The organism is Paenibacillus paludis (assembly GCF_042610515.1).
Classification (GTDB): domain Bacteria; phylum Bacillota; class Bacilli; order Paenibacillales; family Paenibacillaceae; genus Paenibacillus_AQ.
In genome coordinates this window covers 175,314-192,043 of the sequence record NZ_JBGJZP010000004.1, presented here as the reverse complement: position 1 = coordinate 192,043, position 16,730 = coordinate 175,314, and the positions used below count along the sequence as shown (strand labels likewise).

Here is a 16,730-nt window from a genome sequence, read left to right as displayed (position 1 = left end):
ATCATCGTCTTTTGTGCTCTGAACCAAAACTTCCAATATTTCTATGTTATTCAACCCATGTTTAATATATATTTAATGGTAGACAACCTATCATTTAATGAACAAATGATAGAGTTAGGTTAGGTTGAGTGATTATCGTAAACGAGAGGAGAAGATTCGAACAAATGAAAATCTCATCAAGGCAAAAAAAATGGTGGTCTGCGGCACTCTCAATGCTGCTCGTTACCGGTATTGCCCTGCCCGCACCACAGACCGCTTCTGCGGCCGAGGATAACAGCTCACCCGTAATCTCCCAGGTATATGGCGGCGGAGGAAACTCCGGAGCCAAGTACAAAAATGACTTTATTGAGCTTTATAATCCGACAGATACAGCTGTCGATCTGACTGGCTGGAAGGTTAGATATGCAGCAGCTGGTGCATCATCCAATTTTGAAGATAAAGAAAAAATGTTCACCCCATTAAGCGGGAGTATCCCTCCTGGCGGATTCTTTTTGATACAGGAAGCGGCTGGCTCTGGAGGTACTGATGCCTTGCCGGCACCTAATTTGGTTTCCGAAGGTACCGCTGTCATTTCTATGGCAGGTGCAAGTGGCAAGGTTGAACTGTTGGATGCTTCAGGCACCCGGGTGGACCTTGTGGGGTATGGTTCTGCAAGTATTTTTGAGGGTTCAGGCCCAACTGGTCCCTTAACCAACACAACTGCGGCCGTGCGCAAGTCATCTAACGCTTTACCATCCGGAAATCGCGGACAAGATACCAATGATAATGCCGCAGACTTTATTACTACACAAGCACCAGATCCGCGCAGTTCCGGTTCCGGGGTAGTCGACCCCAAATCTCCGGCCGTTGCCGCATCCATCGCTTCCGGCCTGCTCGTGGGCAAGGGAACTGAACTCGCCCTTACTACAAGCAGTGTAACCGCAAGCGTATACTACAGTGTATATGCAAATGGCAGCACTGACGCCTTAGCAGATTACGCATGGTATAATGCCCCGATTGTTCTGCAGGATGACAGTATCCTGATCAAAGCTTTCTCTAAAGAAGAAGGCAAACCCGACAGCGATATTTCACAGTTTAACTATACGACCAAGGATGCCGTGAGCGGACTGACGATTCCCCAGATCCAGGGCACCGTCCAATCCTCTACTTATACTGGTCAATTGGTGAAAGGCGTGCCGGGCATTGTGACTTACACAAGCGGCAGCACCTTCTATATCCAGAACCCGACGCCAGACAGCGATGTCCGGACTTCCGAGGCGATCATGGTCTACCTTCCCGGGAACAAGGTGAAGGTTGGCGATTCCGTGCTCGTGGACGGATCGGTCAAGGAGTATAAGGAAGGCGGATATAATGATGCCGTAGATCTGCTGACTACGGAAATTGCCGCAGCTCAGGCAAAAGTCATATCTTCCGGAAACGCTCTTCCCGCTGCTACCGTTCTTGGCACCGGTGGCCGCGCTATTCCCACTGCTCTCATTTCGGCCGGTTTGAGCAAAGAGCTTGAACCTGCCAAATATGCGCTCGACTTCTACGAGAGCCTTGAAGGCATGCGCGTTCAGCTCAATACCCCAAAGATTATCGGACCTTATGATCATGAAATTCCGGTTACCGTAAACAACGGTACCAGCACGACAGAAGTCAGCTCCCCGGCGGGCGGTCTGGTCCTGACAGGAGCAGACTATAATCCCCAGCGGATTCTGATTGCCAAGAAACCAAGCAGCCCGGTCAAAACAGGGCAGGTTTTTGCCGGCAACATCACCGGTATTCTCGGCTATGATTACGGAAATTTCAAAGTGCGTCCGGATAGCGAACTGCCTGCGGTAAACCCGGGAACCTCCAAGGACCGGGAAACTACCGCTTTGACAGCCGAAGCGGACAAATTGACGGTCGCTTCATTTAATGTGGAGAATTTCTCCAAGATCATAGATCCCAAAAAACCCAATAAAATTGAAAATATAGCCAAAGCGATTGTAAGCAATTTGAAAACACCGGATATCGTCGGCCTGCTGGAAATCCAGGACAATGACGGTGCCGCGGACAGCGGCAATGTCGATGCAGCTGAGAGCTACAAGGCGCTGATCGACGCCATCACAGCACAAGGCGGTCCAGTCTATGCTTATACTGACATCTCCCCTGCAAACAACATGGATGGCGGTGCACCAGGCGCTAACATCCGGGCCGGATTTATTTACAACACTGCACGCGTTAAACTGGCTGGATCAGCCAGCAAAGGTGACGCAACAACAGCAGTTGCTTACACTAAAGACGGCGGACTCAGCCTGAATCCGGGCCGGATTGATCCAACCCACTCCGCATTCAAGAGTTCCCGCAAGCCGCTTGCGGCCGAATTTATGTTTAACAATGAAAAAGTTATGGTTATCGCTAATCACTTCAATTCCAAAACAGGCGATACTGGCCTTTATGGCGGCACACAGCCTCCGGTTAAGGCAAGTGAAACCCAACGGGCGGAAATCGCCAACGTGGTAAATGGCTTCGTGTCAGATGTCCTGACCAAGAATCCGGATGCCAATATCGTCGTTCTTGGCGATCTGAATGACTTCCAGTTCTCGAATACACTAAAGGTCCTGAAAGGCAGCGCATTGACCAATCTGATCGACACCCTGCCTCTGGGAGAGCGCTACTCCTATATTTATGAGGGCAATTCCCAAACGCTGGATCACATGCTGGTCAACAATAAGCTGGCCTCCAGATCCACACTCGACATCGTGCACATCAATGCCGACTTCCAGGAAGAAGAAGGACGGGTAAGCGACCATGACCCGCTGCTGACTCAAATTGACTTCGGTACCGGCACTTTCAACCTGCGTGTGCTGCACACAAATGATACGCACAGCCACCTGGAGAATGTAACCAGACGCACGTCGGCGATCAGCAGCGAACGCACAGGCAACACGGTGCTGCTGGATGCAGGGGACGTGTTCTCCGGAACCTTGTATTTTACCCAGTTCAAGGGGCAGGCAGATATCAAGTTCATGAACAACATCGGCTATGACGCGATGACATTCGGCAACCATGAGTTCGATCTGAACAAGGATCAGCCGGAAGTGCTGAAGGACTTCGTGACGGCCGCCAAATTCCCGTTCGCCAGCTCCAACATCGATTTCACTACGAAGAAAAGTGAACTCGCGGAGCTCTATCACAATACGATCGGAACGCTGGAAACCGACGAGTCCCTGAGCACGGCCAAGGATGGTAACATTTATCCTGCGGTCATCAAGGATATCTACGGCGAGAAAATCGGTATTTTTGGCCTAACAACCGAGGACACCGTTGGACTGGCATCGCCAGGTGATAAAATCAGCTTCAAGGACCATGTGGAAAGCGCCAAAAACACAGTTAAAATGCTGGAGGACCAGGGAATTAACAAGATCATCGCCGTTACCCATCTGGGTTACACTGTTGATCAGCAACTGGCGAAGACTGTTCCCGGAATTGACATTATCGTTGGCGGACATTCGCATACGAAGGTCGATAATCCTCCGACGCCAATTGTTAATGCCGGAACCGGCAAGAATGTACTGATCGTGCAGACCGGTGAATACAGCCAATTCCTCGGCGAATTGGACGTAACCTTTGATAAAGACGGTGAAATTCTCGCCTACAACGGCAAACTGCTGGATGTTAATCTATTCGGCGAGGATGCTGCAGCCAAAGCTTTACTTGCTCCTTACGACGCTGAATTGGCGGCTGTCCGCAGCGAAGTCGTAGGCTTCACTGACGTCGACCTCTACACCAACCGCACCATCGACGGTAAGTCTGTACGTGTTGTGCGTCAGGAAGAAACACCGATCGGCAACATGATTGCCGACAGTATCGCGGAAAAAGTCAAAGAGCTTATGCCGAATTTTGTGCCGGAAAGCGACCTTGCTTCCATTAAGGGCGTTGTGGCCATCCAGAATGGCGGCGGCATCCGTGCAGCCATCGACAAAGGCGACATCACGATGGGCGAAGTGCTGACCACACTGCCTTTCGCCAACAGTCTTGCTGCGCTCAAGGTAACGGGCTCGGAAATCATCTCCTCTCTGGAGAACTCGGTCAGCGGCCTGAGCTCCGACCAAGGACGTTTTGCTCAGGTTTCCGGCATGAAATACACGTATGATTCCACGAAAACACCTGAAATTGTGGATTCCATAACAGGTAAAGTAACACAAACCGGGGAACGTATCGTATCCGTCGATATCCTGCAGGCTGACGGCTCCTACGCACCGGTTGACCCGAACGCTTACTATCTTCTGTCCACGAATTCCTTCATGGCAGGCGGCGGAGACTTCTATCGTGCCCTGGCTGCTGCCAAGGCAGACGGACGTTATTATGAGCTTGGTCTTCCGGATTTCGAAGTTCTCTTGTCCTATTTGAATAAGCATAAACCGGTCAATGTCGAAGTCGAGGGCCGTATCACGGACCTGAAGGGAACTCCGTCACCGGACGAAGACTTCTCTTTACGCATTCTGCACACCAACGATACGCACAGCCATCTGGAAACTGTAGTTAAACGGATGACAGCGATCAAGCAAGAACGGACCGGCAACTCCATCCTGCTTGATGCAGGGGATGTATTCTCCGGCACACTGTATTTTACGAAATTCGAAGGACTGGCTGATCTTGAATTCATGAACTATATCGGTTATGACGCTATGACCTTCGGAAATCATGAGTTTGATAAAGGCCTGCCTGCATTAAGAACGTTTATTAATGAGGCCAAATTCCCGTTCATCAGCTCAAATATCGACTTCACGAGCAAGGATAACGAGCTGAAGGATATTTTTGTAAATCAAACCGGCGGCACTACCGCCACACCAGCACTGGATGGCCACATCTATCCTTCGGTCATTAAGGATGTGTATGGTGAAAAAATCGGCATATTCGGACTCACCACCGAGGATACCGTAGGCTTGTCTTCACCGGGTGACAAGATTGCCTTTAAAGATTACAAAACAAGCGCAGAGAACACAGTGAAAGCACTGAAGGAACAAGGCATCAACAAAATCATTGCTGTCTCCCATCTGGGGTACAACATGGATCAGCAATTGGCTGTTCAGGTGCCGGGCATCGACGTAATTGTCGGCGGGCACACCCATACCAAGCTGGACGCTCCTGTAATCTTCAATAAAGACGGCGAACCGACACTGGTTGTACAGACCGGTGAGTATGGCCAGAACCTCGGCGAACTGGATGTTGAATTCGACGACAACGGCGTTATTACCAACTATACGGGCAAGCTGCTGGACGTAAGCAAGTTCGCCGATGATCCGGCCGCTAAGGAAATGCTGGCCAAATATGACGTGCAGCTTGCGGAAATCCGCCAGACCCTTGTCGGCAAAACCGATGTGCCTCTGGTCTATGAACGACTTGTAGACGGAAAAACAACCCGTGTTGTACGCAAGGAAGAAACCAATCTGGGCAATCTCATTGCCGACGGCATTAACGCCAAAGCCAAGGAATTGGTAAGCAAGCTGATTTCTGCCGAAGATCTATCCACGATTAAAGGCTTTGTCGCTATTCAGAATGGCGGCGGCATCCGTGCCGGCATTGATCAGGGAGACATTACACTTGGTGAAGTGCTGACTGTAATGCCGTTCTCCAACAGTCTGGTAGCTCTCAAGGTTACCGGACAAGAGATTATTGATTCTCTGGAGAACAGTGTCAGCGGACTTGAAACCGACCAAGGACGGTTCGCACAGGTTTCGGGTATGCGCTATACCTACGACTCCACCAAACCGGCAGAAAAAATCAATGCAACTACAAACGTTCTGGAGCAGGAAGGGGCGCGCATAGTTTCGGTTGATATTAAACAAGCCGATGGCAGCTACGTTGCCATTGACCCTGCAGCTTACTATATCCTGTCCACGAACTCCTTCATGGCAGGCGGCGGAGATTTCTACCGCTCACTGGCTACAGCTAAGGCAGACGGCCGGTTCTATGAACTATACCTGCCGGATTATGAGGTCTTTACCGACTATCTGAAAAAATCCGGCACTGTAAACCCTGCTACGGAAGGCCGTATTACCGATCTGAAAGGATCGACGCCAACAACACCACCTTCCACTGGTGGCGGATCGCTGCCAACGCCGACACCGGCACCTAGTGCAACACCGGCACCATCAGCAGCACCGCAGGTGACTACAATTACAGCAGCCGATCTGACCGGCAAATTGGCATCACTGCCTAGCGGCAGCAATGAGCTCGTCATTCCGGTTACCGCCACAGCAGGCGGAGTACAGGTTGTACTGCCAGGCAGCGTGCTGGTCAAACAGGCCGCAACCAACCCTGCGACAGTTCTTACGTTCACTTCACAGGGAGCTTCCTACTCGTTTCCGTTAAGTGTCCTGAACGGAACAACACTGGCTGCGCAGCTTGGCACCACGGACTTTACGATTACAGTTTCCATGCTGCTGGCAAGTCCGGCAACACTCAGCAGCGTGAATCAGGCGCTGGCTTCCCAAGCCGGTTCCGTCACTCTGGCGGCTCCGGTCATTGAATTCAGTATTACCGCACAAGCGGGAACTAACAGTGTGCCGCTCAACAGCTTCGGAAGCACTTATGTGAAGCGGAGTATCACTGCTCCAGGAAAACTGAACTCCGAGAGTGCAACAGCGGTATCCTTTGATCCGGCAACGGGCAAAATTTCCTTCGTGCCTTCTCTCTTTACAACAAAGGCTGACGGAACTACCGATGTCACCATTAAACGGAACAGCAACAGCTATTACACGGTTGTGAAATCAGCCAAAACATTCGGAGACATCACGGGGCACTGGGCCAAGTCGGCCATTGATCTCTTGGCCTCCAAGCTGATCATTACCGGAACCAGCAATACGGCGTTCTCCCCTGCCCAGAAGGTGACACGGGCGGAATTTGCGGCACTGATCACACGCTCCCTTGGCCTTGCGGCAACAAGCAGCGGAGCAGCCTTCAGTGATGTCAGTGTAAGCGCATGGTATGCCGATGCCATTCACACAGCAGCCGCAGCGGGCCTGATCACGGGCTACACAGACGGCAGCTTTAAGCCGAACAGTCCAATCACCCGTCAGGAGATGGCCTCCATTCTGTCGAAGGCGATGAAGTACACCGGGGCAACCTTAACTGCCGATCCGGCCCGGCTTGCGAAATTCAGCGATGCCGCCGACATTGCCGCATGGTCGCAAAGTGCGGTAGAGGAAATTGCTGCAGCGGGCATCATCCAGGGCAGAGCGGACGGCTCATTCGCTCCACAAATGTCTGCTACCCGCGCGGAAGCAGTTACCATGCTGGAGAAGACTCTGAAGTCCCTTCAGTTCATCAACTAAGCTGAGACAACTTTTACAGCAGCATAAAAAGGCGGTTCCAAAGGCGCAAATGGCGTCCGGCGGAACCGCCTTTTTTTATTTTTCCTTTATATTGAAATTATTATTTAGTTCGCATATAATAAAACAAATAAATAGTTCTATATTTATAGAACAAATATCTTGCACACACATTTACAGAAGGAAATGAGGAACCCCAACAATGTACAAAGTAGAAGTCGACTTTGCGCCTATGTATGAATGTATCGCCAGCCTGAACGCTTTTCTCTGGAAGCAGAATCATAATGCCATGGATGGCGGAAAGCTCTGGGTCCGTGAGGTCCAGGCCAGATTTGCACCGGTGCAGCTCCAGAGAATGCGGGAGATTATTACCCTTGTCGAGGATTTCAGTTTGGCGCCGTATATTTGGAGTTGTCCGGGGGACCGTTCGGTCAGCGGCTTTATGCACTGGTTCGAGAATCTGTCTGCGGGTGAGCTGTTTGAGATTGCCGGACGCTTCGGACAATCCATCCCGTCCAATCTTGCGGAGCTGCGGAACTCCACCTCTGAAATTCTGCGTGCCTGGGATGCAGGTTATTTCAGTGGAATCAATCCCGAAATCCTTGAAGGGTTAAGCCGGGAGGCTGAAGCCAGACGGGCGATGCTGAACGGCGGGAATGATATGGAGGTCTTCGAACAGGCAACCGAGGGCATGCGGCTGTATCCTGCCGAGCAGCTGAAGCAGGTGATTATTATTCCGCAATATCATCCCCGGCCTCTGGTTACTTCCGCTATGTACGATGAATTTGTATTTACCAGCTACTCTTGTGATGTTCTTCCTCCGGAAGAAGGACGTCCGGCTCCCGCACTGCTCCGGCTTACCCGGGCGCTGTCCGATGAGACGCGGCTGTACATTCTCCGCCTGCTTGCAGGCAAACAGCTGAACTTCACCGAGATCGTCAAGCAGGTCGGCCTGTCCAAAAGCACGATTCATTATCATCTTATCGCTCTGCGCGCAGCTGGTCTCGTCATTGTCCACTCCAGCGGAAAAAGCGTATCGTACAGTCTGCGCCTTGAAGCACTGGACAATCTGCCTCATCAGATCGGGGCCTACCTGGAGAGCTGATGCAGTGATTGGAACTGATCTAGTAAGGTTTGCCTTGAAAGGGGAGTACATCCTGTGAAAAAACGCAGCTATTATGGTTTGCTGTCCACCATATCTTTGAGCGCCTTCGGGGATGCTTTTGGCCTGCTGGCCATGGAATGGCTGGTCTACGAGCTTACCGGCTCCAAGCTGGCTATGGGGGCACTGGCCCTCAGCTCCGGCATTCCGGAGCTGCTTCTGCGCCTGCTGGGCTCGCCGCTGTCCGACCGGCTGCACCGCGTGCGCTTCATGGCCTGCCTGGCGGCTATCCGCCTGCTGGCAATTGCGCTGCCGCTGGGCATGGGCCTGGCCGGGAAGCTGGAGCTCTGGCATCTCTTCGCCGCCGCCAGCCTCAGCGGGGCCTGCGCCGCGCTGTTCATGCCGACGGCCATGGCGGTGATTCCCGGCGTCGCCGACAGCCGGAAGCTGATGCGCGCCTTCGCCATTATCGACGGCTGCAAGGGCGCGGCCGCGCTGCTGGGCCCGGCGCTGGCCGGTGTATTGACCGCCGCCAGCGGTGCCCTGCCGGCGCTTGGTATCAACGCGGTTTGTTATACCGCTGCTATAGCCACCCTTCTGTGCCTGCCGAAGATGCCGAAGCCATCGCCGCGCTCCGGCACCTTCTCCATACCGGCTTATATGCGGGAGATTGCCGAAGGCTTCACCTTCTACAAGCAGTTTCCGGCGATGTTGACCATTATGATGATGGCCTCCATCAGCAACTTAAGCTCCGTTGCCGTCTGGACTATGATGGTTCCCTATGTACGCGAGGTACTCCACCGTGACGCGGCGGCTATGGGCACACTAACAACAGCTTCCGCACTTGGAACCTTAACCGGACTCGGCATAATTTCCCTGCTGGGTGAAATCAAACGAAGACGTTTCGTGATGCTGGGCAGCCTGGGAGCCATCGGGCTCTCCACTGCGCTCTGGGGCCTGATTCCGAGCTTTCCGTTTGCGCTCGCTGCCGTGTTCGCTGCCGGAGTCCTGGGCCCCTTCTTCGGCTCGTTAAGCTCCTCCCTGCATGGCCGGCTGGTTCCCGGCAACCTGCAGGGCCGGGTCAACTCGATCCGCTTCCTGATCGGCGGCAGCCTGCAGCCCTTTGGCGCTTTTGCAGGCGGAGCCGTCGCCGAGCTTTACGGCGTGCCTGCACTGTTCCTGGCCGCCGGGCTGCTTCCTCTCCTTTGTGCCGGACTGGCGCTGCTGCTCCCGGGCCTGAAGGCGCTGGACGGTGACCTGTCTGCACTTGAAGCTAAGACCCGGCAGAGCGGCGGGACCTTTGTAGCGCAAAGCGCAATCGCCGAACAGTGACGGAACAAATAAATGCTCAGATCAGTCCACCGGAAACAGGCGATGCCGGATTCCCGGATCATCACCTGTTGGCCGCATCTATTTGATTAATAATTTATAGGAACACAAATCACGAATCAGCTAGGATTCCATTCCGGCTTCGCTTGTTTCATAATGGCTCGTATCGCCATGCAGCACAATTTCCGGCACACCGTCCGTAATATCAATTCTGCACAGGCAGGTCGGATAAATATAGGGCAGATCCCATAGCTGCTTCATTGCCCTGCCTTCAAAATGGGCCATCAGCACCTTAATCACTACAGTATGCGTAACAATGAGTACAGTTTGCCCTTCATGCTTGTCCACAATCTCCAGAAGCTTCCGCAGTGCCCGTTCCTGCACCTCCCGGAACGTCTCGCTGCCTTCAACAGAGAATTTCTCCGGGTCTTTCCAGAAATGATGATGCTGCTCCGGATGAGCAAGCTCAATTTCCGCAGACTCGCAGCCTTCCCACAAGCCCATTCGGATCTCCTTGAATTCATCGCAAGCGATTACCGGGAGCGTTCGTTCTCCACAGATAATCTCTGCCGTCCGCAGGGTCCGCTCACTGGAGCTTACGTAGACGGCATCAATCTGTACCTTGTTTAATCCACGGTTCAACCATTCCGCCTGCTGCACGCCAAGCGGCGTAAGCGGCGAATCCTGATGTCCCTGCATCCGCTGCTGGACATTCCACTCCGTCTGTCCATGCCGTGTGAGATATATTGTTGTCGTCCCCATGTTCGCTCCCCTTTTCCTGGTTCAGATTGTTCGTGATTCATTCATTCCGGCGGATTCAAAGATTCCGCTTCTTCTCCAGCCACTTCACCGCATAATCAACAATCTCCTGCTGCGGAATCAGCTGAGCTGCAGAGGCGGCAACCATACCATATGTAATCCGCCCCGTATCTTGGCCAAATTCCTCGCCAAGCGCTGCGAAGTCATCCGAATCCCAGTTGAAATCTCTGAATTCCACCCATTGTCTGGTTCCGTTCACCAGCATTGGCGCTCCGGCGGTGACCTCCTGCTTCCCGGCATAACTGGCCCGGTGCTCGGCCAGATGAAGTGAGGTATTGTTGACATGATCCACTCCGAGCAGCAGCACGCTTCCATTCAGATCATAGATCCGGGCGAGGGGAGAATGCTCCCCCAAGGCAAAATCCAGCGCATGGCTGTCAATAATCACATCCCGGTGTTTCCCCCATGCGGCGAAGGAATGGATTGGATGGCTGCTGCGCCTAACCCCCTTCTGCTTGCGGAAGCAGTCGGGTATGATCCCCATTCCCCTCAGCAGCGTCATGTCCGGATCATAGGCCGGCATCTGCTCCCGGATACTCTGCCACCATTCCTTGGGCACCGGCGGATTGCTCCAGCCGGCCGGATCGGTGAGATCGGAGGAGTGGGTAGGCATCACGAGCGTCCCTTCCTCTCCCAGCACCTGCTCCAGGGCGAGAATAACCGCCACCGGTCCGCCGGCTACCCACTGGCCCAGCGATTTAAAGGACGAATGCAGCAGCAAAGTCATACCTTCGGTTACTCCCAGCTTCCGGAGATCTGCCGCAAGCGTCTCAACCGTAATCAAATCCCCTTGTATTTCTTCCACTTTAAACCCTCCAAACAGCTAATAGAATTCCTTGTTATCCGCGCGGGAAGGCGTCCTCTCCAGCTGCTTCATCCGGAATTCCCCCGGGGAGATGCCCTCCAGTTCCTTAAATACGCGGGCAAACTGCTTGCTGTTCTCGAACCCGACAGCCTCAGACACCTCCGCCAGCTTGATGCAGTTTTCGGACAATAGTTTCTTTGCATGGCGGATGCGGACCTTTTTCAAGTATACGACAAAGCTCTCGCCAGTATAAGCCTTAAAGGCTTCACTGAAATAGGAGTAGCTAAGCGAAACGTAATTGCTGACCATCGCCATATTCAGCGGGCGGGAATAATGCTCCTCGATGTAAGCCAGTGCCTCTTCCATATCGGCATGCTCACTATGAGCAGTCCTAATGCCTATAATATAATCGTTTATACTGATGAGCAAATGCTCCAGTGCACGGTAATAGTCATGGAAATGGCGGTAATTGTACAAATCACCGACCGTACGATACAGCTTCAGTACCTCTACGGAGGCCTCTCCGTGTACCCGGAACACCTCATCCAGCACACGTTCATTCATACTCCGGCCCACACTCTCCAGGTAAGCCAAATCCAATTGCGGCAAATGCTCGATCTGAAAAATAACGCCCAGGAGATTCCTGATCTCCTTCTCACGGTCTGTGCCCAGCATGTTGAGCAGCTTGCGCAGTTCTTCGTCCGGTGACGGAAAGCTAAGCCGGTCGGCCTGGATATCGGTATAATCCATAAAGCTTGCCTGCGGAGACAGGAAGGTATATTGCAGCGCACGGCAGGCTTCTTTGTAGCAGGTCTGGAATTCCTCCGGACTGCAGCCTCTGCTGCCTATACCGATGAGCAGCCCCTTCAACTCCCTGGCCCCGGCTTGCCGGGACAGCTCCAGAAAACCTTCCCTGCCGCTGCCGACCAGCACCAGCTTCCCCTCCCAATCCGTCAGAATCTCGATAAATTTCTGTTCCAGCGGACCGACCAGCCGTTCGGCCATCCCCTGCACTTCCTCCGGCTTCATTCGCGCGCCGTCACTGTAATAATAATTCAGTACACCAACTGTAAAAGGCAGCTCCAACCGGCCCAGTTCCTCTTGCTGTTCGGGCGATGGCTGCACCTTCTGCGGCATCAGCAATCCCTTCAAACGGGCAGAACGCAGCTCCCTGCGGAAACCCTCCGTTTCTAGCTCCAGTCTGTGGACGCCGGACTCACGCTCCTTCTTCTCCTGAACGATTTGCTCCAGAATACTGAACAGCTCATCCCGGCGGATAGGCTTTAGCAAGTAATCCTTGGCACGGAAGCGGATGGCACTTTTGGCATATTCAAAATCATCATAGCCGCTCAGGATGACAACAGCCGGGTCTTCACCCGGCGCTGCCTCCGCAGACAAGTGCTCCAGCAGTGCAATGCCATCCATGACCGGCATGCGGATATCCGTAATAATAATGTCTCTGTGTTCCTGCCTGAACAGCTCCAGCGCCTCCGCACCATTACCTGCCAGCGCAATACTATACTGCGACGGATATTCCCTTTCGATCATCGCTTGCAGGCCCTGGCGGATCATTTTTTCATCATCTACAATCAGCAGTTTCATCATGGTTGTTTATCCCCCGTCAAAAGAACTTTAGGCAGCGTCATGAAGACCGTAGTCCATTTCCCTGGCTCACTCTGCACTTCCAGCCCGTAAGCGCCGCCATAAAATAGCTGCAGCCGCTGGTGCACATTCCTTAGCCCGATTCCGCTTGCTCTAGGATTATTAGCTCCCGTACCGCTAAAGCTTGCGGCCGGCTGCTCTTCTTTGACAGCGTACACGCTCTCGTTCAAAGTGGCCAACCGCTCCGCCGTAAGCCCGATCCCATTATCATGGACAGCTATAAAGATATCGCCTTCGGATTCCGAGATATCAATACAGATGATTCTCTCCTTCATTTCCTCTTTATCTCCGGTCCAGGCATGCTTAACACTGTTCTCAACTATAGGCTGTAATGACATCTTCAGTACCTCCAGCTCTAAATAGCGAGCTTCAATGCGAAGCTTCAAAACAATAGGATACTCGAAGCGGATATTCATCACTTCAATGTAATTTTCGATATGGCGGACTTCATCACGCAGCTTTACATACTCGCCAGACCATTTGAAATTATAACGCATCATGCCGCCGAGCGAGGTCAGTGCATCGGAGATCGTACGCTGATTCTCCATTTCAGCCAGCATTTTAATATTTTCGAGTGTATTATACAGAAAATGGGCATCGATCTGGTTGTGTAATGTACGAAGCTCTGCCTCCTTGGATAGAGCTTGCTTTTGTACGGCCTGAGCAACTAATGTATTAATCGTGTTCATCAGCTTTGAGAAATGATGCGCGAGTTCGCCCACTTCCCCGCCCCCCCGGATCGTAATCCCCGTGTACGCCTCACCTCTACGCACTTTTTTCATCGTTTCGGTCAAGCGGCGCAAGTTCTTAAGAATAAATGCATTAAGCACGTAAGCAATAACGGTCACTAATATAATAAAACCGATGTTAACGCCGATAATTAAATTCCGTGTATGTGAAATCTCCTTCATGACGCCTTCCATGGAGACTACATTAAGCAGGTGCGCATCAATCCGTTCCAGCGGAGTATTAATCAACAGAAAAGACTTTCCGTTCTCCGTATAGTGAATATCCCAATTCCCTGTCTTATTATACGATTGCAGACGATCCGTAATTGCTGCAGCCATCTTCCTGTTCTCTTGCAGAAAAGAGTGGTCTGGCCGCGTAAACAGCTGCATCTCCCCATCAACCAGAAACATTTGAGATTGGCTATCCTGTACAGTTGTATAAGTCTTAGGCGTAAACCGCTCCAGCAGCATGTCGACTTGAACCATTCCGATATGGTTATCCGCTGGAATACTCATTTCACGCAGCAGCGATACTTTTGGCACAAGCTTTGGTTTTTGTCCGTAAAAACGCTCCAGCAGATCCCGGTCACTATTTAGAAAAGACCACGAAAATTTCCCCTTCAGCTTTTCTGCTTTCTGGTACCAAGGCTCAGAGGCTACACGACTTTCACGGAAGATAATGGGCGAAATCTCATGAACATTACTATTCGAATACAAGCGCAAGTGTTCGATGTTCGGATTGTTATATTGGATGCGTGTCATATTCGTAAAGACATTGGTATTAAAATCCACTAACTCTACCAGATCCGGTTCTTCCGTATTTGCCAGATAATCCTGTACCTCCTTATCCTCATAGGCCATTTGAACCGCACGTTCCATCGCTTCGACCTGATTATTGATATGCAGCTTCTCCATCTGCAGCAGATAGCTGTTCTTGTCGATAGCATCCTTGAAGTAAGTATTGTTGATAGCCTTATACGAATAAAAGGACACCATTAAACAGGGGCCCAAAATAATAAAAATATATGCGGCGATTAAGCGGCTTTGCAGTGAACGCCTCCCCCACCAATAAAAAAATGATTCCCATATATCCCGAGTACGCTTGCCCAGTTTCACGCTGTAACGTTCACCTCACCGTTAGTACGACTACTTATTTTAAACGCCCAAAAGCCCGCGGTCAGCGGGCGTTTTGAACCTTACTATTTTACATGCCGAGTTTCTTCTTGTTCTCTTCATATTTCGTTTGTTGGAAAGCCTGCACCTTTTCAAGGCCCAGATCCTTTTGTTTGTCGATGTACTCTGTCCAAATTTTGTCAAATTCCCCGTCCGAAGAAGCCATCAGCAGCTTCGGCAGTGTTTTGCTGCGCAGCTCTTTAACTTTGGCTAATATAATCCCTTCTGGAGAGTTGGCCAATGGATCAATCTGGTCAAACTCGGAGATACTGTGTGTTTTTCCCCGGGTCCAGTCTTCAAGCTGTTTGAAAGGCTCTACCGATTTGGGTGTCCATTGATCTGTAATATTGGTATTCATCAGCATCCAGAAGGTAAAGGAGGAGCCGTATTTCTTGTCGAATGCCGAACGGTCTTTATTCATCAGTTCAAATACTTCGGGTTTGAATTGATCTTTGCCATCGATGGTATCGTAGCTCACACCTTTTTCCCCTAAATAAAGGTCTTTATTGCCTTCCTCACTGTTCAGGTAGCTGAGGAACTTGATGGCACGGGCTTTATCCTTCACATCTTTGGAGATAAGGGTTACTGTCCAGCCGGAAATGGCAGGTCCGTTCAGCGTAGGCGCATCCAGGTTCGTGTTAGCCGGTCCGTCTACAGCGATATAGATTTTATTCGGATCTTGCTGATACAGTGTACCAAGCTGTGTTCCAAAGTCGGTACGTTGATACAGCATTGCGAAGTAACGTCCTTGAGCAATTTTTTCTTCCATTTGCGGACGTTTGTCGATATAGATATCCTTGGCCAGCAGTCCGTCCTGATTAGCTTGGCGAAGTGTCTTCATCCATCTGATATATTCAGGATCTGTCTCGCGGTTGTAGAGCTTGCCGTCTTTTTCTCTTGGAATCGCCAGGAAGTTCTGAATGTATTGCTCCAACGAATCGTTACCGGTTGCGGTAAACTCATGCAGACCCAGCGGAATCATCGGCTGTCCATCGATATCAGGGAATTTCTCTTTTGCAGCCTTCAGCGCGTTCAGGAATCCTTCCGGTGTGCGCATGTCTGGGCTGCCGATAGCCTCATACATATCCTTGCGGACAACGAAGGTTTGGTTGGATACATATTTATCGCCATATTTCTCGTAGTCGGCTGGAGAAGAGGAAGCATTAGGATAGCCGTAAACATTACCATCCGCTTGAGTATACCATCCTAATTTGTCTGGATCGGATACTTTGTAGAAATAAGGGTCATATTCATCAGCCAGCTTATTAAGCGGAAGCACAAGCTCGCCTTCGATCATTTTCTTAACAGCATCTTCGTACCAGCCCAGCGTGATGAAGTCGGGCAGCTTACCGGAAGCCATAAGGGTATTCAGTTTTTCATTTTCATTACCTGCAGGAACGATGAAGTTAATATCTACACCGGTTTTTTTGGTAATATATTGGGAGGTTGGGTCTACACCCCATTTATTAGGGAACCAGGCGAAATTTAGATACCAGTCAAAGGTAATCGGAGAAGTATCGGACTTCCATCCGGGTTCATCCGCAGATGCGGGCGCTTTAGTCGCCTCTGCTGTTGCTGACGCATTGGCCGCTTTCCCGTTATTAGCCTTACCCTCGTTATTCTTCTCACCATTGCCGCTGGAACAGGCTGCTGTTGAAAGTGACATGATTAATGTCAACAGCAGAAGCACCATTTTCTTTGGCTTACGTTTTATTCCCATGCTTTTTTACCCCTTTTCTGAGAATGTGTAATTATTAGCTATAACCCCAGAACCGTTGCGAAACGACTGGAGGAGTTACCTTGGTGTGCCG

Annotated in this window: 8 protein-coding genes; 3 read left to right on the top strand and 5 right to left on the bottom strand. The window is 51.3% G+C overall.

All coding sequences use genetic code 11. The features are described 5' to 3' along the window. Nucleotides 1-164 precede the first annotated feature (164 nt). The 3 genes from ACAN56_RS09545 (at nucleotide 165) to ACAN56_RS09535 (ending at nucleotide 9,735) form a co-directional block, all read left to right on the top strand. Nucleotides 165-7,304, top strand: coding sequence for a 5'-nucleotidase C-terminal domain-containing protein (locus ACAN56_RS09545; protein ID WP_379142289.1), 7,140 nt, complete (start codon nucleotides 165-167; stop codon nucleotides 7,302-7,304). 199 nt (nucleotides 7,305-7,503) lie between these two features. Next, the gene (locus tag ACAN56_RS09540) at nucleotides 7,504-8,406 is read left to right on the top strand and encodes an ArsR/SmtB family transcription factor (protein WP_379142287.1); all 903 of its coding nucleotides are present in this window, start codon (nucleotides 7,504-7,506) and stop codon (nucleotides 8,404-8,406) included. Nucleotides 8,407-8,460: 54 nt separating this feature from the next. Continuing rightward, nucleotides 8,461-9,735 carry an MFS transporter gene (locus ACAN56_RS09535; RefSeq protein WP_379142285.1) on the top strand — a complete coding sequence of 425 codons (1,275 nt, stop codon included), beginning with the start codon at nucleotides 8,461-8,463 and terminating at the stop codon, nucleotides 9,733-9,735. A gap of 120 nt (nucleotides 9,736-9,855) precedes the next feature. Here ACAN56_RS09535 and ACAN56_RS09530 read toward each other — a convergent pair whose 3' ends face one another. The 5 genes from ACAN56_RS09530 to ACAN56_RS09510 all read right to left on the bottom strand — a co-directional run bounded on the left by ACAN56_RS09530 (nucleotide 9,856) and on the right by ACAN56_RS09510 (nucleotide 16,639). Next, complete coding sequence (locus ACAN56_RS09530) at nucleotides 9,856-10,494, bottom strand: histidine phosphatase family protein (protein WP_038585268.1); 639 nt, start codon at nucleotides 10,492-10,494, stop codon at nucleotides 9,856-9,858. 55 nt (nucleotides 10,495-10,549) lie between these two features. Further along, on the bottom strand, nucleotides 10,550-11,356 hold the full coding sequence (locus ACAN56_RS09525; RefSeq protein ID WP_038585265.1) for an AAC(3) family N-acetyltransferase: 807 nt from the start codon (nucleotides 11,354-11,356) through the stop codon (nucleotides 10,550-10,552). Nucleotides 11,357-11,374: 18 nt separating this feature from the next. Continuing rightward, nucleotides 11,375-12,961 carry a response regulator gene (locus ACAN56_RS09520; protein ID WP_379142281.1) on the bottom strand — a complete coding sequence of 529 codons (1,587 nt, stop codon included), beginning with the start codon at nucleotides 12,959-12,961 and terminating at the stop codon, nucleotides 11,375-11,377. Then, nucleotides 12,958-14,742 carry a cache domain-containing sensor histidine kinase gene (locus ACAN56_RS09515; protein WP_231578366.1) on the bottom strand — a complete coding sequence of 595 codons (1,785 nt, stop codon included), beginning with the start codon at nucleotides 14,740-14,742 and terminating at the stop codon, nucleotides 12,958-12,960. Before ACAN56_RS09515 ends, ACAN56_RS09520 begins: the two co-directional genes overlap by 4 nt. A 208-nt stretch (nucleotides 14,743-14,950) precedes the next feature. Further along, complete coding sequence (locus tag ACAN56_RS09510) at nucleotides 14,951-16,639, bottom strand: type 2 periplasmic-binding domain-containing protein (RefSeq protein ID WP_052091763.1); 1,689 nt, start codon at nucleotides 16,637-16,639, stop codon at nucleotides 14,951-14,953. Nucleotides 16,640-16,730: the final 91 nt, after the last annotated feature.